The sequence below is a fragment of the Chryseobacterium sp. S90 genome (assembly GCF_047444895.1).
Lineage (GTDB): Bacteria > Bacteroidota > Bacteroidia > Flavobacteriales > Weeksellaceae > Chryseobacterium.
In genome coordinates this window covers 48,110-69,825 of record NZ_JBLGCX010000006.1, presented here as the reverse complement: position 1 = coordinate 69,825, position 21,716 = coordinate 48,110, and the positions used below count along the sequence as shown (strand labels likewise).

At 36.3% G+C, this 21,716-nt stretch carries 24 protein-coding genes; 9 read left to right on the top strand and 15 right to left on the bottom strand.

The window, feature by feature from the left end; translation table 11 throughout:
• Positions 1-332: 332 nt before the first annotated feature.
• Positions 333-1,484: a homogentisate 1,2-dioxygenase gene (locus ACLMCG_RS16095; protein ID WP_223601222.1), complete on the bottom strand. Its 1,152-nt coding sequence runs from the start codon at positions 1,482-1,484 to the stop codon at positions 333-335.
• Positions 1,485-1,607: 123 nt separating this feature from the next.
• Between ACLMCG_RS16095 and ACLMCG_RS16090 the strand changes: the two genes are divergently transcribed.
• Positions 1,608-3,677: a TonB-dependent receptor plug domain-containing protein gene (locus ACLMCG_RS16090; RefSeq protein ID WP_413960239.1), complete on the top strand. Its 2,070-nt coding sequence runs from the start codon at positions 1,608-1,610 to the stop codon at positions 3,675-3,677.
• 50 nt (positions 3,678-3,727) lie between these two features.
• Entirely contained in the window at positions 3,728-4,135 is a 408-nt protein-coding gene (locus ACLMCG_RS16085; RefSeq protein ID WP_413960238.1) for a thiol:disulfide interchange protein, read from the top strand.
• A 297-nt stretch (positions 4,136-4,432) separates the two neighbouring features.
• On the opposite strand, the gene ACLMCG_RS16080 is transcribed toward ACLMCG_RS16085, so the two are convergent.
• Both ACLMCG_RS16080 and ACLMCG_RS16075 read right to left on the bottom strand, forming a co-directional pair.
• Complete coding sequence (locus ACLMCG_RS16080; RefSeq protein WP_413960237.1) at positions 4,433-4,909, bottom strand: cupin domain-containing protein; 477 nt, start codon at positions 4,907-4,909, stop codon at positions 4,433-4,435.
• A gap of 3 nt (positions 4,910-4,912) precedes the next feature.
• Positions 4,913-5,902 (bottom strand): quinone oxidoreductase family protein, encoded by a 990-nt coding sequence (locus tag ACLMCG_RS16075; RefSeq protein WP_413960236.1) that lies wholly within the window; start codon positions 5,900-5,902, stop codon positions 4,913-4,915.
• 92 nt (positions 5,903-5,994) lie between these two features.
• Between ACLMCG_RS16075 and ACLMCG_RS16070 the strand changes: the two genes are divergently transcribed.
• Positions 5,995-6,372, top strand: a complete 378-nt coding sequence (locus ACLMCG_RS16070) for a winged helix-turn-helix transcriptional regulator (RefSeq protein WP_223601227.1) — start codon at positions 5,995-5,997, stop codon at positions 6,370-6,372.
• A 292-nt stretch (positions 6,373-6,664) separates the two neighbouring features.
• Here the strand turns inward: ACLMCG_RS16070 and ACLMCG_RS16065 are convergent, their stop codons facing one another.
• The 4 genes from ACLMCG_RS16065 to ACLMCG_RS16050 form a co-directional block, all read right to left on the bottom strand.
• On the bottom strand, positions 6,665-7,519 hold the full coding sequence (locus ACLMCG_RS16065; RefSeq protein WP_413960235.1) for a glycine betaine ABC transporter substrate-binding protein: 855 nt from the start codon (positions 7,517-7,519) through the stop codon (positions 6,665-6,667).
• A gap of 1 nt (position 7,520) precedes the next feature.
• Positions 7,521-8,348: an ABC transporter permease gene (locus ACLMCG_RS16060; protein ID WP_047424380.1), complete on the bottom strand. Its 828-nt coding sequence runs from the start codon at positions 8,346-8,348 to the stop codon at positions 7,521-7,523.
• A gap of 1 nt (position 8,349) precedes the next feature.
• Positions 8,350-9,600 (bottom strand): quaternary amine ABC transporter ATP-binding protein, encoded by a 1,251-nt coding sequence (locus tag ACLMCG_RS16055; RefSeq protein ID WP_413960234.1) that lies wholly within the window; start codon positions 9,598-9,600, stop codon positions 8,350-8,352.
• A 516-nt stretch (positions 9,601-10,116) separates the two neighbouring features.
• The gene (locus ACLMCG_RS16050; protein ID WP_047382705.1) at positions 10,117-10,482 is read right to left on the bottom strand and encodes a DUF1304 domain-containing protein; all 366 of its coding nucleotides are present in this window, start codon (positions 10,480-10,482) and stop codon (positions 10,117-10,119) included.
• A gap of 66 nt (positions 10,483-10,548) precedes the next feature.
• On the opposite strand from ACLMCG_RS16050, the gene ACLMCG_RS16045 reads away from it, so the two are divergent.
• The 3 genes from ACLMCG_RS16045 (at position 10,549) to ACLMCG_RS16035 (ending at position 12,067) form a co-directional block, all read left to right on the top strand.
• Positions 10,549-11,121 carry a Crp/Fnr family transcriptional regulator gene (locus ACLMCG_RS16045; protein WP_223601231.1) on the top strand — a complete coding sequence of 191 codons (573 nt, stop codon included), beginning with the start codon at positions 10,549-10,551 and terminating at the stop codon, positions 11,119-11,121.
• Between the two features lie 63 nt (positions 11,122-11,184).
• Entirely contained in the window at positions 11,185-11,616 is a 432-nt protein-coding gene (locus ACLMCG_RS16040) for a DoxX family protein (RefSeq protein ID WP_413960233.1), read from the top strand.
• Between the two features lie 7 nt (positions 11,617-11,623).
• Positions 11,624-12,067, top strand: a complete 444-nt coding sequence (locus tag ACLMCG_RS16035) for a carboxymuconolactone decarboxylase family protein (protein WP_062675364.1) — start codon at positions 11,624-11,626, stop codon at positions 12,065-12,067.
• A 467-nt stretch (positions 12,068-12,534) separates the two neighbouring features.
• Here ACLMCG_RS16035 and ACLMCG_RS16030 read toward each other — a convergent pair whose 3' ends face one another.
• From ACLMCG_RS16030 to ACLMCG_RS16005, 6 genes are all read right to left on the bottom strand, one after another.
• The gene (locus tag ACLMCG_RS16030) at positions 12,535-13,503 is read right to left on the bottom strand and encodes a cyclase family protein (RefSeq protein WP_413960232.1); all 969 of its coding nucleotides are present in this window, start codon (positions 13,501-13,503) and stop codon (positions 12,535-12,537) included.
• Positions 13,504-13,721: 218 nt separating this feature from the next.
• A complete protein-coding gene (locus tag ACLMCG_RS16025) occupies positions 13,722-14,705 on the bottom strand; it encodes an aldo/keto reductase (protein WP_413960231.1) in 984 nt (327 codons plus the stop codon).
• A gap of 228 nt (positions 14,706-14,933) precedes the next feature.
• A complete protein-coding gene (locus ACLMCG_RS16020) occupies positions 14,934-15,686 on the bottom strand; it encodes a type 1 glutamine amidotransferase domain-containing protein (protein ID WP_413960230.1) in 753 nt (250 codons plus the stop codon).
• A gap of 2 nt (positions 15,687-15,688) precedes the next feature.
• Positions 15,689-15,976 (bottom strand): putative quinol monooxygenase, encoded by a 288-nt coding sequence (locus tag ACLMCG_RS16015; protein ID WP_047429398.1) that lies wholly within the window; start codon positions 15,974-15,976, stop codon positions 15,689-15,691.
• Position 15,977: 1 nt separating this feature from the next.
• Positions 15,978-16,862, bottom strand: a complete 885-nt coding sequence (locus tag ACLMCG_RS16010) for an NAD-dependent epimerase/dehydratase family protein (RefSeq protein ID WP_413960229.1) — start codon at positions 16,860-16,862, stop codon at positions 15,978-15,980.
• Positions 16,859-17,476 carry an NAD(P)H-dependent oxidoreductase gene (locus ACLMCG_RS16005; protein WP_413960228.1) on the bottom strand — a complete coding sequence of 206 codons (618 nt, stop codon included), beginning with the start codon at positions 17,474-17,476 and terminating at the stop codon, positions 16,859-16,861. Before ACLMCG_RS16005 ends, ACLMCG_RS16010 begins: the two co-directional genes overlap by 4 nt.
• A 480-nt stretch (positions 17,477-17,956) precedes the next feature.
• Here ACLMCG_RS16005 and ACLMCG_RS16000 point away from each other — a divergent pair, with 480 nt between their 5' ends.
• Positions 17,957-18,703, top strand: a complete 747-nt coding sequence (locus tag ACLMCG_RS16000; RefSeq protein WP_413960227.1) for a metallophosphoesterase family protein — start codon at positions 17,957-17,959, stop codon at positions 18,701-18,703.
• 40 nt (positions 18,704-18,743) lie between these two features.
• Complete coding sequence (locus tag ACLMCG_RS15995) at positions 18,744-19,640, top strand: LysR family transcriptional regulator (protein ID WP_223601240.1); 897 nt, start codon at positions 18,744-18,746, stop codon at positions 19,638-19,640.
• Here the strand turns inward: ACLMCG_RS15995 and ACLMCG_RS15990 are convergent.
• Complete coding sequence (locus tag ACLMCG_RS15990) at positions 19,617-20,084, bottom strand: GNAT family N-acetyltransferase (protein WP_413960226.1); 468 nt, start codon at positions 20,082-20,084, stop codon at positions 19,617-19,619. The two genes, ACLMCG_RS15995 and ACLMCG_RS15990, sit on opposite strands and share 24 nt — an antisense overlap.
• Entirely contained in the window at positions 20,085-20,519 is a 435-nt protein-coding gene (locus tag ACLMCG_RS15985; protein WP_413960225.1) for a GNAT family N-acetyltransferase, read from the bottom strand. It abuts the gene before it with no gap.
• 258 nt (positions 20,520-20,777) lie between these two features.
• Between ACLMCG_RS15985 and ACLMCG_RS15980 the strand changes: the two genes are divergently transcribed.
• Positions 20,778-21,653 carry an aldo/keto reductase gene (locus tag ACLMCG_RS15980; RefSeq protein WP_413960224.1) on the top strand — a complete coding sequence of 292 codons (876 nt, stop codon included), beginning with the start codon at positions 20,778-20,780 and terminating at the stop codon, positions 21,651-21,653.
• Positions 21,654-21,716: the final 63 nt, after the last annotated feature.

The window sequence follows — 21,716 nt, the reverse complement described above, 5'->3', positions numbered from 1 at the left end:
TAATATGTTAACCATACCTCACAAATTTACGAAAAAAGACGCTTTAAATAAGGGATTTAAAGCGTCTTTTGTATGTATTCAGTAATACTTTTTTAATGTTAAATAAATCTATTTGAATTTTTAACCACAAAAGTCACAAAAGCTAGGGTAAACATTTTGGTTTAATAGAAAAGCCAGTATTAGTGCTGCATAAAGTTCACATTAGAGGAAAATCTTAGATTTTCAAAACTTTTGTGTTCTTTATAATTAATAAAGATTCATCTATAAACCTTTAGTGTTTAGATCTTTTGTGGTTGATATTAAAGTTTAAAATTGTTTTAATTCTTAGTAGACTATTCCAACCATGAAGTTTTATAAGAAGGATCTTCTACTTTTAAAGCTTCTTCGGTAATTTTCAAAGGACGAAAAGGGTCAACCATAACAGCATATTCTTCCGTGAATTTTTTACCGATACTTCTTTCCATAGCACCTGGATGAGGTCCGTGTACAATTCCTCCCGGGTGAAGCGTGAAATCCATCAGGTCAATATGATTACGGCTCATGAAATCACCTTCTGTATAGAATAATACCTCATCAGAATCAATATTGGAGTGATTGTAAGGTGCCGGAATAGCCTGTGGATGGTAATCGTACATTCTTGCACAGAATGAGCATACTACGAAATTGTGACCTTCAAAATTCTGGTGAACCGGTGGCGGTTGGTGAATTCTTCCGGTAATCGGCTCGAAGTTTTTAATATTAAATTTATAAGGATAGAAATATCCGTCCCAGCCTACTACATCAAACGGATGTGTTGCATAGATAAAGTCAGTGATCTGGTTTTCTTTTTTAACTTTAATCAGGAATTCTCCTTTTTCGTCAACAGGTTCTTTGAAAACAGGAGCAATCATATCTCTTTCGCAGAACGGAGAGTGTTCCAAAAGCTGCCCGAATTCATTTCTGTATCTTTTCGGAGTATAAATAGGAGAGTGGCTTTCTAATACGAAAAACACAGTATCATCAGACTTCAGTTCTACCTGATAAATGGTTCCTCTCGGAATAATAAGATAATCTCCGGTTACAAATTCAAGATCTCCTACAAATGTTTTTAAAATTCCGGTTCCGTTATGAACATACAAAAGTTCATCACATTCCGCATTTTTGTAGAAGTAATCCATGGATTTTCTTGGCTTGGCCAATCCCATTTTCAGATCGTTGTTCATCAAAAGGATTTTTCGGCTGTCCATGAAATCGTCTTCAGGAGTTACATTCATTCCCTTAAACATTCTTGGAGCAACGTTTTTTTCCACAGCTATTTTTGGAGTGACATCTTTCGGCTCACCGATAGATTTGATCTGCGTAGGGCGGTGGATATGATATAACAGAGAAGAAATACCATGGAAGCCTTCTGTACCGAATAGCTGTTCATAGTAAAATTTATCTTCCGGAGACTTAAAGATCGTATGTCTTTTTGGTGGGATATTTCCCGCTAGATGATATCTCATTTTACTTTCGTATGTAGTTTCTCAAATTTAATCATTTTTCATGAATTGGCTTAATCTATATTTTTTCAGCAAAGTTTTGTATTTAAAAAATAATTGTTAGATTTGTCTAACAATTTTAATTTCATGACGCGAATACTATTTTCTATCACCTTTTTATCAACCTATTGTTTTTCGCAGGAGACAGACAGTTTAAGTTTACAGCAGTCTAAAACTTTGGATTCTGCAAAAATTATGAAGAGGGAATTTAAGACAAGTAACATCGAAGATGTGGTGGTTACCGGAACCATAAAACCGATGAGCAGATCCAAAAGTCCTGTAGCAGTAGAGATCTACAGTCAGAAATTTTTTCAGAAAAATCCAACTCCGAGTATTTTTGAAGCTATTGCTATGGTGAACGGAGTAAAACCTCAGCTGAATTGTTCCGTGTGTAATACAGGAGATATCCACATCAATGGATTGGAAGGTCCTTACACCATGATTCTGATTGACGGAATGCCGATTGTAAGTTCACTTTCCACCGTATATGGATTAAGTGGAATCCCGAATAGTCTGGTGGATAGAATAGAGGTAGTAAAAGGTCCTGCATCATCCATTTACGGTTCTGAAGCGATGGGAGGGGTAATTAATATTATCACTAAAAATGCTTTGACTGCTCCTAAATTGAGTGTTGATATGATGACCAGCACATGGAGTGAGAATAATCTTGATCTCTCCACCAAGTTTAACATAGGAAAGAATGCCGCTTCATTATTAAGCTTGAATTATTTCAGCTTTCAGGAAAGAATAGATCAGAATAAAGATAATTTTACAGATGCCACTTTACAGAGCAGAATTTCTGTTTTTAACAAATGGAATTTTAAAAGAAAGGAAAACAGACAGGCGAGTTTTGCAATGAGATATCTGTATGAAGACCGTTTTGGAGGAGAAATGCAGTGGAACAAATCTTACCGCGGCAGTGATCAGGTATACGGAGAAAGTATTTATACCAACAGGGCAGAGGTTTTCGGATTGTATGAATGGCCAATGAAGGAGCATATTGTAACTCAATTTTCTTACAATTACCATGACCAGAATTCGTTTTATGGGTCAAATCCTTTCAATGCTACTCAAAAAGTAGCTTTTGTACAGACGTATTGGGACAGAAGTTTCGGGAAACATGATATTACTGCCGGACTTACTTTCAAAAGAACTTTTTACGATGACAATACTCCGGGAACACTCGATGCAGACGGAATCACCAATGCTCCGATGAAATCTCCGATCTGGGGAGCTTTTGTCCAGGATCAGTGGGAGATTAATGATAAAAACACCTTGTTGCTGGGATACCGGTATGATTATGATAAAGTACATCATTCCGTACATTCACCGAGGTTAGCGTGGAAATTTTCACCCAATCCGTATCATACGCTGCGTTTCAATTTTGGAACAGGTTTCAGAGTAGTTAATTTATTTACGGAAGATCACGCTGCATTAACAGGTTCAAGAGAAGTTGTGGTAAAATCAGATCTTAAGCCGGAAAGATCGGTGAACGGAAACCTGAATTATATCTGGAAAATTCCTGTTGGTAACCGAATGGTCAATCTTGATGCTTCTGCATTCTATACCTATTTCAGTAATAAAATTGTGGGAGATTTTGATTCCGATCCTGATAAAATTATTTATGACAATCTTCACGGATATGGAATTTCAAGAGGAGCTTCTCTGAATGTAGATTTTAGTTTTCAGTTTCCTTTGAGTGTTAATTTAGGAGTGACTTATCTGGACGTATATCAGAAATTCGATAATGAAAATCAAAAAACACAGCAGCTGCATGCTCCAAAGTGGAGTGGGACTTATAACCTGACCTATAAATTTCCAAACAATCTGACGGTAGATTTTACAGGACAGTTTTATGGACCGATGCGACTTCCTGTTTTAGTTAATGACTACCGCCCGGAATATTCACCATTCTATTCTTTGGCTAATATTCAGGTGGCCAAGAGTTTCAAATCAGGGTTTGAGGTGTACTGCGGAATTAAGAATTTATTCAACTTTACCCCTAAAGATCCTTTGATGAGACCGTTTGACCCATTTGATAAACATGTTGATGATCCTGTCAACAATCCTAATCATTATACTTTTGATACGGCATATGGCTACGCTCCAATGCAGCGCTTCAGAGGTTTTCTGGGAGTAAAATATACTTTGAAATGAAAAAAATAGCTTTATTTTTAATGTTAGTGCCCTGTTTTTATCTGTCTCAGATGAAGACAGGCACTTTTTCTGAATGGGAGGTTCTGCAAAAAAAAGAATCCAGACCTCTAGTAATCCATCTTTATACAGATTGGTGTGCGGTCTGTAAAATTGAATCTTACCGTTTGAGTAAAGATAAAGAACTGGTAGGAATGATGAATGAACAATTTTATTTCATCAATTTTGAAGCGGAAAAAACTAAGGAGACCATTCATTTTCAGAATCAGGAATTTGAATATCTGCAGAATGGAAATTCGGGGATTCATGAATTGGCGCTTGCTTTGTCAAAAAATAAAAATCAGCCCGTTTATCCTTTATGGGTATTTCTGGATAAACATCAGAATCTGGTGTATTATCAGGAAGGGCAGCTGACGCCTGAAAAAATGAAGGAGAAACTGTTGGAAATTTCTGCTTTGTAAATTGGGAGATTTTTGTTGGAAACGCAAAGGCGCAAAGTTTTTTCTATTATTATGCTGTAAGGCGCAAGGATTTTATCCGCGATAAAATTGTATAATTCTAATACTATACATTAATCCTTGCTTAAAATCTTTGATTTTCTTGCGCCTTAAAACAGAATCATATTTATTTTCTTTGCGCCTTTGCGTTTTCCAACTTTAAAAAGACTTCTTTTTATTTTTCGCAGATTATACAGAATACACAGGTTTTTTTTTGTTGAGCTTTTAAAATCTGTGAGAACTATCCAATCCTTAAATTTTTTAATTTTCCCCTTCCGCATCAATCAAAACAGCAAGCTGAATACAAGGCTTGTCAGACCGATTGCTCCATGCATGATTTGTCCCCCTTTGAATAACGATATCTCCCGCTTTCAGAAGCGTTTCTCCTTCTTCCATAATCAGATAGAGCTCACCGGAAAGGATAATGATATAATCCAGTGTTGAAGTCTGATGCATCATCGGATGAGGTTCATTTTTTTTCCATTCAACTCCTAAATCTTTATCAGGCGGAACCACTACATACCGGAAATAAGTACCATTTTTTGGAGTTTGAGGAAATCCAGTGTTAGGAATTCTGGTTTCAAATTCCAGGCTTGCTGGCATTGTCTGCGTATTCCATACGTCCGAAATGATCAGTCCAGGAAAATGTTCCACTGCATTTTCTACCTGTTGGTCTTCTACAATGATCGATTTTCCGTTTTTAATTCCTGTTATAATTCGTCTTGGTATTTTGTTCATAGCTTAGTGTTTCATGATAAGTTTATGACCCTGGGTCTGATTATTTTTTAATAGAGAATGTGCCTGCAGAACAGTATCCAGAGAAAGATTTCCTATGAGTTTATGCTGTGGTGGAAGAATAGTTTCATTCTCAATGAGTTCTTTTATTTTAAGTAAGCTGTTTTTGTAGTACTCATATTTTTTGATCATTCCGTAAGTATAATTGGAGATATTCATCATCAGACTTCCTTTATTGAAAAGAATTTCATGAGCATCTTTAGTAACTAAAGCTGTTACGTCTACGTAAGTTCCATTAATTTTTAAAACTTCAGCAGTCACTTCTGACATATAATTTCCTACGAGATCAATTCCATATTCAAAAGGTTGGTTATTGTTGGCTTTTAAAATATTTTCAATAAGATTTTCATCTCTGTAATTAACGATCTGATGACTTTTTAATCCTAAATTGAGAAGCATTTGTCTATTTTCTTCACTACCAACGGTTGCTGTGATATTCCGGATATTGTGGGCCAGTAAAAGTTTGACCAAAAATGAGCCAACACCTCCGGCTGCGCCAGTAACAAGGATTGTGTTTTCCGGATTTAATTTCAGACGGTTAAAGATTTGCAGGGAGGTAAGTCCTGCGGAAGGAATAGAAGCCGCCTGCTCAAACGAGATATTTTTTGGTTTAAAAGATACAATAGCTTCAGGTACGGCAACATATTCTGCATAAGTACCGTTGCTTCCCATGGAGCCACTGCCACAATAGACCTCATCACCAATGTTGAATTGCGTAACTTCAGACCCTTTACCGACAATGATTCCTGATAATTCTCTTCCTAATATTGGGGAACTGATCAGTTTACGTTCAAGTTCATTTTCCAGCATCTGGTAATCGATAGGATTGAAACCACTGGCTTTAATCTGGATTAAAACTTCATGGTCTTTAGGTTGAGGCTGTTCGGTAAAACCATCCTCTAATTGTCCGTTTTTATTCAAAATAACTGCTTTCATACTTTAAAATTTGATACACAAATGTAAAGAGGGAATAGTTTATATTTGCAACTAGTTAACTAATGGTAACTAGTTACCTTCATGAAACTATTATGGCAAAAATTACTGAAAACGGCATCGAAAGAGAAGCCAGCTGTACTGAAGAATTGTTCGCAATGCGGGACAGTCTGGATGTTTTAGGAGGAAAATGGAAACTGATGATTTTACGGTATCTGACAAACAGGCCAGATCAGATGATTCATTTTAAAAAGCTGGAACGCAGCATTGAAGGAATATCTGCAAAAATGCTGAGCAAAGAATTAAAAGAACTGGAAACAAATCTTCTGATCACAAGAACCATTCAGGATACGAAACCTATCACGGTAACCTATGCTGTGACTGAGTACGGGAAATCTGTATTTCCTGTGACAGAAACATTAGTCAATTGGGGAATAATCCATCGGGAAAAAATAAAAGAATCAATGGGATAGTTATGAGATATTGGAAAACGCAAAGGCGCAACAATTTTCTTTTAAATATGCTTTAAGGCGCAAGGATTTTATCTTTGATAAAATTTAATTCTATTGAATTTTAACTGAAACAAACTTGCTGAAAATCTTTGATTTTCTTGCGCCTTAAAGCAGTATGCTATTAAATTTCTTTGCGTCTTTGCGATTACTAATAATATGGCTTCATAGAGAAAAAATCAATTAATCTATGTCGATAAAAAAAATCCCCAGACCCGTGTGGAGCTGAGGATTTTTGATAATACCAAATTGTTTATTAATTTTTATCTAGCCAGGACTGTATAAGTTCAGAATGATCTTTCACCCATTCTTTGGCAGTAGCTTCTTTATTTTTACTCTGTTCCATTTTCATTAAAAGATCAGACATGTTTTCATCATCAAAATGAAGTTTAGAAAAGAATCTGGCCAGTTCCGGATGGTCTTTACCAAAGCTTTTTCTGGAATAGGTTTTAATCTGTTCTGCTTCACCATATATTTTTTTTGGATCATCAAGAAACTTAAGCTTCATCTTTCCAAACATCCAGTGAGGCTGCCATCCGGTTACCACAATCCATTCTTTTCGCTGGATCGCATTCTGTAATTCGGTGATCATGGCAATGGTAGAGGAGTTAATCTGTTGATAATCCAGTTTATAATCAATAATTGCTTTGTCAGTTCCGGTGGTTAATCCCGCTCCTTTTTCAATTCCTATAATTCTGTGATTGAATTGATCCTTATATTGATTAAGTTCTTCAATAGAGTTAACAGGAACATATTCCGGTACTACCAATCCTATACGACCGTTGTCATAATTGGTTCCAAGATGAGTTAATCCCGGAAATTTAGCAAGCTTTTTGGCATGGGTGTAAGGAAGCCAGACTCCCATGAAAAGGTCTGTATCTTCATTATTCATCGAAGCCAAAATCATATCTGTAGAGGCTTTTTGAATAATAACGTGATATCCTTGTTCGTCAAGAATAGCTTTTGCAACATGCGTCATGGCGACATCTTCTGCCCAGCCGTCTACCATTCCGATAGTAATATATTTAGAGTTTTTTATGTTTTCACACGAACTTAATGCTGAAAATAGTAACATTAAAACGGGAAAAAACAGATATTTTAATTGTTTCATCTTATTGCTTTTTCTTTACAAATCCCTGGGTAATCCTGTCGAGGATAATCGCTAAAATCACTACGGATAATCCGCTTTCAAATCCTAATCCGATATCCAGGTTATTAATTCCTTCCAGTACTTTTTCACCTAAACCACCTGCAGCAATCATTCCTGCGATCACCACCATGGATAATGATAACAGTATGGTTTGATTGATCCCTGTTAAGATCGTTTTCATTGCTAAAGGAAGCTCTACTTTAAACAGAATCTGTCGGTTGGTTGCCCCAAAAGCTCGTGCTGCTTCCACAATGTCTTTCGGAACGGCTTCAATTCCCAATGCTGTTAATCGTACCGCGGGCGGCATGGCAAAAATGATGGTTGCAAAAGCACCAGGCACTTTACCAATACTGAAAAATAATACAGCAGGAATCAGGTAGACAAATGCGGGCATTGTCTGCATCAAATCCAGTAAAGGACGAATGATTTTGTCGGCTATTTTGCTTTTAGCAGCCAAAATTCCCAGAGGGATAGAAAGGATAAGGGCAGTAATGGTGGACACAAAAATAAGTGCCAGCGTTTCCATAGTTTCTTTCCATAATCCCATTAAAAATATTAAGCTTAGTCCGGCTGCAGTTACCACAGCAATACCTTTTCCGGCTTTCCATAATGCCAGCAGGGTAAAAAAGAGAATGATTACATAAAAAGGAGTGTTTGTTAATACCCATTCAATCCCCATGATAGAGGAGTTTCCTACATGTTTTATAACATCAAATACAGGTTTTCCATTTTCTGTGAGCCAATTGATTGCAGTTTCTACATATTGACCTATATCTATAGTTTTATTCATCTTATTGGTTGTTTGCGATTTCTTTTAATTCAATAATTTCTTCTTCGTTAAACTTGGTCGCTTCTATGACAAGAGATAACTGGGTAACAAGACCTAAAAACTTGTTGTCTTCATCGATTACAGCGATGGCTGATTTACTTCCGGAAATTAACGGCAGCATTTCTTCCACAGTGACCTCAGGGTAAACTGAAGGAACATTACTGTTGATAATTGACTCCACTGTAGGTTCTTTCTTTTTGGCAATGCGGACCACATCGTTAAGGGTCACAAAGCCCAGAAATTTATTTTGAAAATCTACCACCGGTAAGTTTTCTAATCCTGTTGCTCTCATTTTTCTTAAAGCTCCTTCCGGGCCGTCTTTTCTGAAACGTACTACCGTAGCTTTATCGAACATCAGAGATCTGGCAGTGATAATTGTTTTGCGGTCTACTTTCTCTACGAAAGCTTTTACATAGTCGCTGGCAGGATTGGTTAAAATATCTTCTGCTGTTCCTATCTGTTCTATGACACCATCTTTCATAATGACGATACGGTCTCCGATTTTAATGGCTTCGTCCAAATCGTGCGTAATAAAAACAATGGTTTTTTGTAAAGTATTCTGCAGTTCAAGCATCTGATCCTGCATTTCAGATTTTATCAAAGGGTCCAGTGCGGAGAAGGCTTCATCCATAAGCAGTACTTCAGGATCATTAGCTAAAGCTCTTGCTAATCCTACTCTCTGCTGCATTCCTCCTGATAGTTGGGAAGGATACTGATTTTCAAAACCATTTAAACCAACAATATCTAATGCTTTCTGTGCTTTTTCATCGCGGGAAACTTTGCTTTCTCCTCTGATTTCCAGCCCGAAACCTGCATTGTCTAAGATAGTATGATGAGGCAGCAATCCGAATTTCTGGAAGACCATACTCATTTCTGTTCTTCTTACTTCAAGAAGTTCCTTGTTGTTTTTGCTGGTAATATCATCGTCATTGATGTATACTTTTCCTGAGGTGGGCTCATTCAGTCTGTTAAGGCAGCGCAGTAAGGTAGATTTTCCACTTCCTGACAATCCCATGATGACAAAAAATTCTCCTTCATAGATCTCAAAACTTGCTTTGTTGATTCCTATGGTGCAGCCTGTTTTTTCAAGAATTTCCTTTTTGGAAAAGCCTTTGTCTAAAAGTTCCTGTGCTTTTTCTTTGTTTTTGCCAAAAATAATAGTCAGATCTTCTACTTTAAGTTTTACTTTTCTACTGTTTTCATTTTTTTCCATATTCAGAATTTTTGAATTAATAAATGATATAAAAAACTGTACACCAATTCATTATATACGTTTAGCTTTAGTTGTTCTGCTGATGAGGATAGGATAAAATAATTTGCTAAGCTTTTAATGATAAAAGCTTTTAACAAAAAAATAATGCATAAGAACCATGAGGCCTTATGTTTATTTTAAATATTTCAATAGATTATACTCTAGAAAAAGAGTGCATTTATGTAAAAAGAAATTAATCTTTTACATAGATTCTACAATTAAATTACTGATGAGGTAATTACAGATATGTGTACTGAACAACTTGAACGCCTACTTTGCATCAAAATGCAGGCCAGCATAAAAAAACTGTGTATCAATTTTTTATGACGGTGCAAATTTACGAATTTTATATTAAATGGATTTTCAGAGTTGTAATGTGTTGATTTTCAATGTTATTTTTAGATTGGAATTTCACGGCAATTTTTCTCTTATCACAACGCTAAGAGAAGATTGACATGGCCAGGATGATCCGGGAAATTACTTCAGTAATACTGCAATGATTGCTAGTATGGCAGGCAGTGCCTGTACGAAGAATATTTTTTTAGTGGCTGAAATGGCACCGTAGATTCCCGCTACAGCTACGCATCCTAAAAAGAATAAAGCTACATTGGTCTGCCATTGCGGATCTTTAATCAAAAATGACCAGATAAGTCCGGCAGCCAGAAAACCATTGTAAAGTCCCTGATTGGCAGCCAGTCCTTTGGTAGGTTTAAACATTTCTGCAGGTAAAGCAGCTTTGAAAACTTCTTTTCCTTTCGTTTCCCAGGCAAACATTTCCATCCACAGAATGTAGATATGTTCTATTGCGACTAGAGCGATCAAAATTTTTGCAACGATGTCCATGATTTATTGTTTTTTGGAATTGTAAAACTAAAAAAATAAAGTTAAGTTTGATTACTAAATATTATAATGGAAACTTTCAAGGCACATTTAGATAAATTCATTACGATCACTGAGGAGGAATTTACTTCTATTATTTCTTTTTTTCAGATCTTAAAAGTTAAAAAGAAAGAAAATCTGATGCTTGAAGGTGATATCTGTAAATTTAAATATTTCGTATTGGAAGGATGTCTGAGGAAGTTTTTTGTAAACGAAAAAGGAGTAGAGCAAACCACAGAATTTGCTATAGAAAACTGGTGGATGTCTGATACTTTTGCTTTTGAAAAACAGGTGAAGTCAAGCTTTAATATTCAGTCTGTAGAGAATTCCAAAATTTTAGTTATTGATTTCCAGTCTCAGGAGCTTTTATTGGAAAAGCATCCGGTAATGGAACGTTATTTCAGAATGGTCTACCAAACGGCTTATGCGGCGGCTGAAAAAAGAATCCGCTATATTTATGAGATGACAAAAGAAGAATATTATGTGCATTTCAGTACGTTGTATCCTTGGTTTATACAGAGAATTCCTCAATATTTAATTGCTTCGTTTTTAGGATTTACTCCGGAATATTTAAGTGAAATCAGGGCGAAGTTACGATCTTAAACCAGTTTAAGATTTTTACGGATCAGAAACCGGAAATTTGTCATGTTATTAAAAGCCAATACAATGACAGATATCAAAAATCAATTTCCACAGCTATTTTTAAGACTTGCTCTTGCTGTAACCATGCTTTCTGCTGTGGCAGACCGATTTGGATTTTGGAGCAAAGAAAATTCAGCATGGGGAAACATGGAGAGTTTTAAAGAGTATACAAAACAGCTGACATTTTTTCTGCCGGAAGCCTTGAGTACGGTTTCAGCGTATGCGGCTACCTTTTTGGAAATTCTTTTTCCTTTGATGCTGATTTTTGGATTTAAAACAAAGTTTGCAGCCTATGGAAGCAGTATATTAATGTTGATTTTTGCTATATCCATGACCATTGCATCAGGACCAAAAGCTCCGCTGAACTATTCTGTGTGGGTGGGAAGTGCTGCTGCACTTCTACTGGCAGTACAACAACATTATTCTTTAAGTATAGATCAATTAATCAAAAAATAATAATATTATGAGCGCAAGATTAAATATTGCAACAGTAGATTCAGCAGCCTATAAAGCAATGCTTGGATTGGAAGGATATTTACAGACTATTTCTTTAACACACATTCAGAAGGAGCTGATTAAGATCAGAGCTTCCCAGATCAATAAATGTGCTTTCTGCCTTGATATGCATACCAAAGATGCCATCAAATACGGAGAAAATCCCCAAAGAATTTTTATTTTGAACGGATGGACTGAAGCAAAAGAATTTTTCACTGAAGAAGAGCAAGTGCTATTGGCAATGACAGAAGAAATTACATTGATTAGCGATAAAGGTTTAACTGAAGAAACGTATCAAAAAGCGAAATCATTCTTTGATGATAACCAGATTGCTCAGATCATTATGGCGATCATTACCATCAATGCCTGGAACAGAATTGCAGTAAGTACTCATCTTCCGATTGCAAAATAGTGAAGATGGATGCAGGAAGTTGGATGCAATGAAGACTGCATCATCTACGGATGTTTACTTTATTTTAAGAAACGGCCTTTCAAATTTTTGAAAGGCCGTTTTTGATGCAAGATGCAAAGTAACAGTGTAACACAGTTTGGGTATTAATTCTAAAAATAAATTCTAAGGTTAGCTTTATTTTTTTTACTGGAATTACATTGCCTCTTCGTTTCTCGGATATAAAAGTTGTTTGAATTTTACCAAACCACAAAAGTTACAAAAGGGTTCATTTTAAAACACTTGAGTTCACTTAAGTAAGTTTAAAATGATACTGCAGAAAAGTTCACACAAGATGAAAATCAAAGATTTTCACAAAACTTAGGTGCACTTATAAGACTTGGTTCTGAAAAAACTTAAGTGTTTAAAACTTTTGTGGCTAAAATAATGAATATGAAAGTTTAAACAACCTCATACTGTAAGCATTTAATTTAATAAATCGCTACAGGATTTACATTTACCTGAGTAGAGCCTACATATAAAGGCTGTCCCAGCACAAATAAAAATTCCCAGATTTTTTGCTTGACCAAAGGGCGGCTGTCAATCAGTTCCAGGTTATAAATTCCTTTTTTAGCCAGCATAAACTGGTTGATGGGAAACTCTTCTTTGCTTTTTGGATTAGGATAGACTTCAGAAGCCCATGTATCACCGCCAAAAGCTACAATTCCCTGATCGGCAAGCCATTTTGCAGCATCCATTCCGATTCCCGGTTCTGTTTCCAGGAATTGTTTGTTGTCTTTACCTGCCAATTCCAGCCATCCGGTATTGAAAAGAATGATATCACCTTTTCTTAGGGTAAGTCCCTGTTTCTTTAAAACGGATCTGATATCTTCTACCGTAAACTCTGTTCCGCCGGGTACTATTGATTTTCCATAATGGGCAGTCATATCAAGAACTACACCACGGGTAACGAAAGGAGGAACTTTTTCCACACCCAGTTTTTTCACACCTTCTACCGTTACAAAATCAGTCGCTTTATTTCCGTTGTAGTAAGTATTATCAATACCAATGTGTCCGATACCGTTAAGCTGTGTTCCCACTCCGGTCCATCCGTTTACCAGTTCATCATTGAACGTAAATTTATTGGGACCTATGCTTTTTCCTCCCTGTTCTCCGGGCTGAATATTATATAAATTAAAACTTCTGTGTCTGAAGGCCGGAAGGTTTTTATCAATAGGAACGGCAAGAGCTAAGGTTTTACCTTGTTTCACCAGTCCTAATGCCTGTTTTACAACTTCAGGAGTCAATAAATTAGCGGCTCCGATTTCATCCTTTGCTCCATAAGCAGAAGGATACCATGATTTGTCTTCGGGATTGACAAGGGTTTGAGCATTTAATGAAACGCTGTTTATAGTCAATAATGTGGCTAACCCGAACATTTTGATCAGATTATTTTTCATTTTTTATGATGTTTGAGGTTAAAGAAAGGAAGCTGGAAGAGGGAAGGGGGAAGTTATATTAGTGTGTTGATAATTAGCAGGTTTCTATTACGCTATTCTGCATTTAATAAGAGATTCCTCCTTCGTCGGAATGACAGTTGAAGTTAAATTATAAACCGATCTATTGATTATCCGACATCAATAACTTCCATCTTCCAGCCTCTTCTTCCAGCTTTATATTATATTTCGCTTAAAGCCGAGTTGATAAAGCTCAATTCTTCCTGAGAAAGGTCAATAGACATAGCTTTTGCATTTTCGATGGCTTGCTGTGCATTTCTTGCTCCTGCCAATACTACTGTGATTGCCGGCTGTAATGTAGTCCATCTTAATACCAGTTGAGAAAGGCTGGCTCCTTTTTCCTGCGCAATAGGTTCAATTTTTTCTAAGAAAGTTTTCACTTTATTCAAATCAAAATGGGAGAAATATCCATTTCTGTGGTCGTTATCTTTTAATTGGGTTTCTTTGAAATATTTACCGGTTAAAAGACCTCTTTCCATAGGGCTGTATACGATAATTCCTGAGTTGTTTTCCAACGAATAAGGAACAAGGTCGCTTTCAATGGCACGGTTTAGCATACTGTAAGAAACCTGATTGCTGGCAAGCTTTAACGTTCTGTTCGCTTCTTCCATTTGAGCCACGCTATAGTTACTTACTCCTGCAGCACGGATTTTCCCTTGCTGAATCAATAGTTCCATAGCTTCCATTGTCTCGCAGATAGGAGTGGTGCTGTCTGGCCAGTGAAGTTGTAAAAGGTCGATATAATCTGTCCCTAATCTTTGTAAGCTTTCTTCAACTTCTTTGATGATGTTTTCTTTAGAAGCCAATTTATAAACAGGAAGAGTTTTTCCTTCGTCTTCTGCATCAAAGAAAAATTCTCCTTTTCCATTATTGCTTCCGTCCCATACCAATCCGAATTTTGTTAAAAGCTGGATTTTTGAACGGTTTTTTCCTTTGATAGCTTCACCAATCATTTCTTCACTCAATCCGAAGCCATAAAAAGGTGCCGTGTCGATAGAAGTCACTCCGTGATCTAATGATGCATGAATAGAGTTGATAGAATCCTGTTTTTCATTACCTCCCCACATATTTCCTCCGATAGCAAAGGCTCCGTGTGTAATTGTTGATAATTCTAAATCTGTATTTCCTAATTTTCTGTATTCCATTTTGTTTTAAAATTGTTATGTGTAAACCACCCCGTCAAACCTTAGATTTGCCAGAAATTATTGCAAAATGTCATTCTGAATGAAATGCAATGTAGTGAAGAATCTTATGTGATTGATTGTTAATGAGATTCTTCCTTCGTCAGAATGACAAAGTCCAAATAATTTGACTTTTGAGACAATCTCAATTTTCAGTTTATAGATTATTTTGTTGTGGCTTAAAATTGTCTTTTATTTATTTAATTCTTTTAAAATAGCTTCTCCAACGCTCTTTGCAGATTGAGGATTTTGTCCTGTGATCACTCTCTGATCTGCAACTACATGGTTCTGCCAAAGCCCTGATTTTTCAAATTGTGCTCCTCTTTCTTTCAGTTTGTTTTCTAATAAGAAAGGAACAACATCTGTTAATTTTACTTCAGCTTCCTCTTCATTGGTGAAAGCATTGATTTTCTTTCCGTCTACAAGGTATTTTCCGTTATTCAGCTTGATATTCACCAATCCTGCCGGACCATGGCATACTCCTGCTACAATACCTCCGTTTTCGTAGATTTTTGAAGCAATATCAGAGAGGTCTTTATTGTCTGCAAAATCCCACATCGCTCCGTGTCCTCCTGCATAAAAGATTGTTGAATATTCTTTCGGGTTCACCTGTGACGGTGTCATAGAATGATCAATCTTGTTCTTGTATTCTTTGTTTTCCCAGAATTCTTTGTTTACGGGATCTTTCAAATCGAAACCATCTACGGGAGGAGTTCCGCCTTTCGGGCTTACAAAGTCAATTTCATATCCTGCTTTGTGAAGAACTTCCCATGGATGGGAAACTTCGCCTAAATAATATCCTGTATCCTCGCCTGTACTGCCTTTTTTATCGTGGCTGGTAACAACGAATAATATTTTCTTTTTCATGTTTTTAGATTTTTTAGTTTGTGCCTGAGCAAATCCTATTGTGAAGATGGCCAGCATTAGAAACGCTAATTTTTTCATGATTAAATGATATTGGTGATATAAATCTGTGGTTTTTCCTGAAGCTTTTCATCCACCAATGCCCCGAAGGCTTGAATGTAAGGTTGTTGGTTGTGCTGATCCAGACCTTCTTTACTTTTCCAGATTTCGTAGAAAACAAATTCGTTTTTGTCTTCAATTCCCTGATGCAGGCTGTAAAGCTCACATGCTTCTTCTTTTCTTGTTTCTTTTACCATATTCTGAAGAACTTCCAATACTTCTGCCTGATGTTCTTCTTTGGCTTTTATAATGGCTGTAAGATGAATTTTCATATTAAATAAAATTTTCAATTGAGTTATAAATGGGTTTCCATTCCAGTTCTGCTCTGGCTTTGTCTGCGTTACATCTACTGTTGGATGCAAAACCGAAATAGCCTCCCGCAGGACCGAAGTTGTCAACAGCATCCTGTATACTTAAAGATTTGGCCGGTTCCAGATTATATTTTTTACTGATAACTTCTGCAATGTTTTTTAAAGATGAAGCACCATTTTCTGCATAATAGATAGAACCTCCTTTTGCTTTTTCCAAGGCCAGTACATACAGTTCTGCCAAATCTTCAATGTGCAAGTTGGACCAGATGTTTTCACCTTCTCCAAAATAAACACCGTGTCCTTTTTTCTGAGAAAAATTAACCAAAGCAGGAATCTGGATGCTGTCTTTTTTTATTCCCAGACCTTCTCCGTAAACCATGGTAGGAACAATAACGATACTTCTTATATCTTTTTGAACAGACTGAAGAACGTAATTGTTAATAAGAACTCTTGATGCCATTTCCAGTCTTGGAGTCAGAGGAAAATCTTCAGTATACACAAAATCACTTCTTTTACCATTTTCTTTACCCCCGAAAATAGCAGATCCTGAAGTGAATATGAATATCTTGTGACTACCTTCCATTGCTTTGATGAAATTATCCACAGCGTAAGCATCATCTGCGGAATCTGCATTATGAATTACTGCATCAGCACCAGCAACGGCTGTTTTTATTACATCTTCATTGTGAATATTCCCTACAATGGTTTTGATTCCCAATGATTCAAGTTCCTGTACATGAGTTTCATTACGAACTAATCCTGTTACTTCATAATTTCTGTCAAGCAGTTTTTTAGCGATACTACCTCCTATATAGCCGGTAATACCTGTAATCAGTATTTTTTTCATGATACTAATTCTGGTTTTAATTCTTTTTCAAATACGTTTCTTACATGTTCTCTGTAAAGTTTCATATCACGCTCTACATTAGCATTTTTCTCTACATCGTGGAAGTGGAAACTTTCCATTTTCTCTAATGAGACAAAAGCATTCATTCTATGGAAACCAAATAATGGTCCATCATCTACACTTCTTTCACTGAAGAATTCTCCGGGAAGTGTGAAAGCGGTTGCAGGAGCATTCCAGCTTGTCGTCAGCATATATTTTCTTCCTCCAAGCATTCCTCCCGTACCATAATTGATTTCAGGATTCTCAGCCTTTCTTCCGTCACTCATATAAATTCCTTTGGCATGACCTGCTGTGAAAACTTCATCAATATATTTTTTCAATCCGTTCGGAAGCTGGAACCACCAGATCGGAGTATGGTAAATAATGTAATCTGCCCAGACAAACTTTTGCACTTCTTCATGTTTATCATAATTTTCACTTACATTAGTGATCTTTACTTCTACATTGTCAAATTCTTTAAGAACCGCCAATGTATTTTCTGCAATAGTCTGATTATATTTTCCTCCGGAATGTCCGAAATTCTGTCCTCCGTTGATGATTAGTACTTTTTTCATTTTTTTATGATTGTTTAAATTTTACTCTGCAAAGTTAGGATGGATGTTTGTATAATAAAAATAATATAAATTATAGGGAAGTATTATTTAAATTATAGTTTGTGAAGTTCAATGTTTTAGGTTTAAAGTTGAAGGTTGAGAGTGAGCGGTCAATCTGCTTCGCTTGTGGATTTTTTACGCGTTTCGGGGTGCGTGTTTCGGGGTTTGTTGATCGTGAATAGTGAAAAGTCAATTCGCTTCGCTTGTGAATTTTTTACAGGTTTGGGATGTGTGGTTCGGAGTTTGTTGATCGTGAATGGTGAAAAGTCAATTCGATTTGTTTATATACAGGTATTTCTAATTGATGGTTAATCATTCACTATTGACTTTGCGCAGCAAAAATTGACTATTGACTATTTCCCTTTCATGGTAGAATGTCATATCATATCCGAACTGAAATTCCCTACTGTCGTGTAAATTTGTTTAACAAATTGAAGGACAATGATACAGGTAGCTGTTTTTAGTGATGTGCATGGAAATCTCCCTGCATTAGAAGTAGTGTTGAAGAATATAGAACAGAGAGGGATCAGGCAGAAGTTCTGCTTGGGAGATCTTGTGGACTTTGCACCCTGGGGAAACGAGGTGATTGAGAAGATCAGAAGTTTAAGCATTCCTTGTCTGATGGGAAACCATGATGAAAGAATTGCTTTTGATATTCCTGTTGTTCCTTTGTCCAAGCATTCAGAAGAAGAGACGAATGCCAGATTTATAGCGATCGATCATTCTAAAAAACATATTACAGAAGAGAACAAGACGTTTTTATCAGAGCTGCCTTTTCATTTAAAATTGAACTATAAAGTAGGGAAGAAGCACTGGAACATTCAATTGGTTCATTCCAGCCTTGAAAGTAACGATACTTATCTCTATGAATCAGAAAATGATGAGGTTTTTGAGAATATACTAAAAGATTCCAGCGCTGATGTTGTGGTGATGGGGCATACTCATTTATCTTTTAAAAAAAAGTTTGAAAATAATGGATGGGCTGTCAATTGTGGATCTGTAGGTCGTTCTAAAGAAGAAAACAGGCTGGCTTCTTATGTCATATTCACTTTAGACGAAGAAAAAATTACTCCGGAAATTATTCAGTTACCATATCCGATTGATGAAACGGTCCGTCAGATAAAAGAAAGTGGGATTCCGGATTATTATGCATCATTTCTTAAGAATGAAAATGTATTAATATTATAATTATTTTGTAATTTTGCATCAGAATATTAATAATTAAATCATGGTTAATTTAGAATGGTACCGTACTTTTAAGGCGATATATAAAACCGGGACATTGACGGGTGCTGCTGATGCTTTATTCATATCACAGCCGGGAGTGAGTCTGCATTTAAGTTCTTTGGAAGCTTATGTAGGATACAAACTATTCGACAGGACCGGTAGAAAAATGATCCCTACAGAACGCGGGAAAGTATTATTTAATGCCGTTGCTGAACCTATTACCAAACTGGAAGATGTAGAAAAAAACTTTCAGAAATCTACAGAGAAGCATACGCCTACCATCAGTGTAGGAATGTGTTTTGAAACTTTTCAGACGACGTTGGAGCAATATGTTTCTTCATTGCCTTTTAATCTGATTATCAGTTTTGGAGAATATCCGGAAATGCTGGATCAGCTGGATAAAGGAATTCTTGATCTTATCATCACTCCTAAAAAAGGGTCTTCACCCAATATAGAACATGAAGCTTTCTCTTCAGAACAGATCATTCTGGTGGGTGGAAAAGATGTGGACACAGCGGCTTTCAATAAAGTTTTGAAAACAAAAGATGCAGAACAGATCGAGGAATGGCTGAAGAATGAAAAGTGGTACGGAACCACAGGAGATATGGAGCACCTTTTCCAGTTCTGGACCCTGAATTTTGGTCATAAACCTAATTTCCGTCCGAATTATATCGTTCCTAATCTGAATTCAATCATCCGATGTCTGAAAGGTGGAACAGGATTAGCGGTTGTACCTGATTTTCTATGCAAAAAGGATATTGAAAGCGGTGAAGTGAAACTGATCTGGGAAGGAAAGAAGAAACTGGAAAACACGCTGTATTTCGGATGTCGTAAGAAAACCAATTATCAGACTGAAATAGAGCATATTAAAGGCTTATTCCGTCAGGTGATGGGTTAATACAACCATATCGCGCATTTGTAAACCATTTTCATATATCGGATCCGGGTAATTTTCAATAAAAAAATCTTTCAGGACTCCACTTTTAATGAAACCGTTTTTCTCATAAAATCTGATCTGTTGGAATCCGGTATCCGAGGTTCCTACAGTCAGAATTTTATAATGATTTTCTTTGGCAATTTCTTTAGCTTTATTCATCAGAATACTTCCGATTCCTTTGCTTCTGTAACTTTCAATGACTGCAATATTTTTAATTTCCAGTTCTGTATCACTAATTTTGCATAGTGCCATCACCGCAATATTTTCAGAGACGTCATGTAAAAGATAGAGATCAGCATTGAAAATATACCGATCAATAGCTTCTTTGGTTTCATCTGCTAACAGCAACAAATGATAAGGAATTTCCGCATCCAGATTTAATAAACTGAACGAAAAATTTTCCATTTACAGACTCATGTGAATAAGTGGGTAATCCTTTCCTGAACCGTCTTTTTCTGATCTTCCAATCTTTCTGAACCCCATTTTTTCATAAAATCCAATCGCTTGTGGATTCTGTTCATTCACATCCACTTTGGTAAGTCCGGTCTTTTCTTTCATAAATTGATAAAGGGTTTTTCCATATCCTTTCCCACGGGCATCATCATGAATGAAGAGCATTTCCAGATTGCCTTCTGCTACGGATGCAAAACCTTTAGCTTGATTGTCCTCACTAATTAAATAAACTTCCAGATTAGGAAGATAATCTCTTGGAATAGCTTCTTTAAAATAATTGAAATCCTCTTCAGCCAGGAAATCGTGGGTTGCCTTTACTGCTGACTCCCAGATTTCCATAATTCTCAAATAATCCTCTGCTGTAGCCAATCTGATATTTTGTGACATGATTTTTAAATTTTAAGCAAAAATAGAGAAAATAACGATGGATGCCAGAGGGAGAAGTAAATTTACAACTAGCAACTAGCAACTAGCAACTAGCAACTAGCAACTAGCAACTGTCAACTAGCAACTGTCAACTAGCAACTCAAAACTGCAATTACATAACAATTTTTTAACAAGAACAGTAAAATTGGTAGGCAGAATTTTCAATTTTTTGTCGCAAATTTGCTTATCACTTTATATTAATAACTAAAATAAAGACTTATGCAAAAGAAAACCTATACAGGTCAGCCTGTGGTAACTTTAAATAACGGAGTGGATATTCCGGCTTTAGGCTTTGGAGTATGGCAGATGGAAGACCTGAAAGAGTGTGAGAATGCAGTAATTAAAGCTATTCAGAGCGGATATAGAATGATTGACACTGCTGCTATTTATCAGAATGAAACAGCAGTAGGAGCTGGGGTGAAAAATAGCGGAGTAGACAGAGAAGCATTGTTTATCACATCGAAAGTATGGGTTCAGGATCATGGGTATGAAAAAGCTAAGAGTGCTTTTCAGAGAACATTAGACAGATTGCAGATGGATTATCTTGATATGTATCTTATCCACTGGCCTTACGGAGATTTTTTGGGAACCTGGAAGGCTTTGGAAGAATTATACAAGGAAGGAAAGATCAAAGCTATAGGCGTATGTAATTTTACCGTTGAGAAACTGGAAGAATTAAAAGCTAATTCAACAGTGCTGCCGGTGATTAATCAGATTGAGCTGCATCCGGTATTCCAGCAAAAAGAATTGCAGGTATACGACAGAGAAAATAATATCATAACACAGCCATGGAGCCCGCTTGGAAACGGTAATGCTAATCTTTTAAGCAATCCTGATCTGAAAGCAATTGCTGAAAAATATGGTAAAACCGTAGCTCAGGTAATTTTAAGATGGCACCTTCAGGAAGGATTTGTAGTAATTCCAAAATCTGTAACACCGTCAAGAATTGAAGAAAACTTTAATGTATTTGATTTTGAACTGACAGAAGATGAAATGAATACTGTTCGTTCTTTAGATACAGGAAAAAGATTATTCTTTGATCCTAAAGATCCTGAATGGGAACAGAAAATGCTAAATTCCGTAGCGGATATTTAATTGTAAAATTAAAAATAAATGACTCCCGCAGCTTTCACGAATGTACAGATCAGGAATCTGAGT

What these genes read in the sequence shown, in the direction of transcription:
- ACLMCG_RS16095 (WP_223601222.1), bottom strand. Translation starts at nt 1,484, where the DNA reads ATGAGATATCATCTAGCGGGAAATATCCCACCAAAAAGACATACGATC.
- ACLMCG_RS16090 (WP_413960239.1), top strand. Translation starts at nt 1,608, where the DNA reads ATGACGCGAATACTATTTTCTATCACCTTTTTATCAACCTATTGTTTT.
- ACLMCG_RS16085 (WP_413960238.1), top strand. Translation starts at nt 3,728, where the DNA reads ATGAAGACAGGCACTTTTTCTGAATGGGAGGTTCTGCAAAAAAAAGAA.
- ACLMCG_RS16080 (WP_413960237.1), bottom strand. Translation starts at nt 4,909, where the DNA reads ATGAACAAAATACCAAGACGAATTATAACAGGAATTAAAAACGGAAAA.
- ACLMCG_RS16075 (WP_413960236.1), bottom strand. Translation starts at nt 5,902, where the DNA reads ATGAAAGCAGTTATTTTGAATAAAAACGGACAATTAGAGGATGGTTTT.
- ACLMCG_RS16070 (WP_223601227.1), top strand. Translation starts at nt 5,995, where the DNA reads ATGGCAAAAATTACTGAAAACGGCATCGAAAGAGAAGCCAGCTGTACT.
- ACLMCG_RS16065 (WP_413960235.1), bottom strand. Translation starts at nt 7,519, where the DNA reads ATGAAACAATTAAAATATCTGTTTTTTCCCGTTTTAATGTTACTATTT.
- ACLMCG_RS16060 (WP_047424380.1), bottom strand. Translation starts at nt 8,348, where the DNA reads ATGAATAAAACTATAGATATAGGTCAATATGTAGAAACTGCAATCAAT.
- ACLMCG_RS16055 (WP_413960234.1), bottom strand. Translation starts at nt 9,600, where the DNA reads ATGGAAAAAAATGAAAACAGTAGAAAAGTAAAACTTAAAGTAGAAGAT.
- ACLMCG_RS16050 (WP_047382705.1), bottom strand. Translation starts at nt 10,482, where the DNA reads ATGGACATCGTTGCAAAAATTTTGATCGCTCTAGTCGCAATAGAACAT.
- ACLMCG_RS16045 (WP_223601231.1), top strand. Translation starts at nt 10,549, where the DNA reads ATGGAAACTTTCAAGGCACATTTAGATAAATTCATTACGATCACTGAG.
- ACLMCG_RS16040 (WP_413960233.1), top strand. Translation starts at nt 11,185, where the DNA reads ATGACAGATATCAAAAATCAATTTCCACAGCTATTTTTAAGACTTGCT.
- ACLMCG_RS16035 (WP_062675364.1), top strand. Translation starts at nt 11,624, where the DNA reads ATGAGCGCAAGATTAAATATTGCAACAGTAGATTCAGCAGCCTATAAA.
- ACLMCG_RS16030 (WP_413960232.1), bottom strand. Translation starts at nt 13,503, where the DNA reads ATGAAAAATAATCTGATCAAAATGTTCGGGTTAGCCACATTATTGACT.
- ACLMCG_RS16025 (WP_413960231.1), bottom strand. Translation starts at nt 14,705, where the DNA reads ATGGAATACAGAAAATTAGGAAATACAGATTTAGAATTATCAACAATT.
- ACLMCG_RS16020 (WP_413960230.1), bottom strand. Translation starts at nt 15,686, where the DNA reads ATGAAAAAATTAGCGTTTCTAATGCTGGCCATCTTCACAATAGGATTT.
- ACLMCG_RS16015 (WP_047429398.1), bottom strand. Translation starts at nt 15,976, where the DNA reads ATGAAAATTCATCTTACAGCCATTATAAAAGCCAAAGAAGAACATCAG.
- ACLMCG_RS16010 (WP_413960229.1), bottom strand. Translation starts at nt 16,862, where the DNA reads ATGAAAAAAATACTGATTACAGGTATTACCGGCTATATAGGAGGTAGT.
- ACLMCG_RS16005 (WP_413960228.1), bottom strand. Translation starts at nt 17,476, where the DNA reads ATGAAAAAAGTACTAATCATCAACGGAGGACAGAATTTCGGACATTCC.
- ACLMCG_RS16000 (WP_413960227.1), top strand. Translation starts at nt 17,957, where the DNA reads ATGATACAGGTAGCTGTTTTTAGTGATGTGCATGGAAATCTCCCTGCA.
- ACLMCG_RS15995 (WP_223601240.1), top strand. Translation starts at nt 18,744, where the DNA reads ATGGTTAATTTAGAATGGTACCGTACTTTTAAGGCGATATATAAAACC.
- ACLMCG_RS15990 (WP_413960226.1), bottom strand. Translation starts at nt 20,084, where the DNA reads ATGGAAAATTTTTCGTTCAGTTTATTAAATCTGGATGCGGAAATTCCT.
- ACLMCG_RS15985 (WP_413960225.1), bottom strand. Translation starts at nt 20,519, where the DNA reads ATGTCACAAAATATCAGATTGGCTACAGCAGAGGATTATTTGAGAATT.
- ACLMCG_RS15980 (WP_413960224.1), top strand. Translation starts at nt 20,778, where the DNA reads ATGCAAAAGAAAACCTATACAGGTCAGCCTGTGGTAACTTTAAATAAC.